The organism is Veillonella sp. ZSJB6, assembly GCF_051549505.1.
GTDB lineage: Bacteria > Bacillota > Negativicutes > Veillonellales > Veillonellaceae > Veillonella.
Genome location: NZ_JBPUGE010000142.1, coordinates 1 through 247 on the forward strand (window position 1 = coordinate 1; position 247 = coordinate 247).

Here is a 247-nt window from a genome sequence, read left to right on the forward strand (position 1 = left end):
CTCCAATCAATTGTTGATTATATCAGAACGAGCGAGTGAAGTGCCGTCTTGACATTCATAAAAGGTCCCCCGAACGATGCGGGAGACCTGCTGTTACGCCTCTGGGGCGGTTTCTTTCTTTTTGTTGAGCGACATGCCTTTGAGGAGCATCCACAAGTACGAGGCGATGAAAATCGATGAGTACATCCCCATGACGAGACCGATGAGCAACGCGATTGAGAAACCACGGATTGACTCGGCACCGAAC

General features: G+C 50.2%; 1 protein-coding gene. It reads right to left on the reverse strand.

Going from position 1 to position 247, the window contains the following annotated elements; genetic code table 11:
- Positions 1-93: 93 nt before the first annotated feature.
- Positions 94-247 (reverse strand): hypothetical protein (locus ACSV5T_RS10215; protein WP_438321069.1); only part of this gene is annotated, 154 nt, incomplete at its 5' end.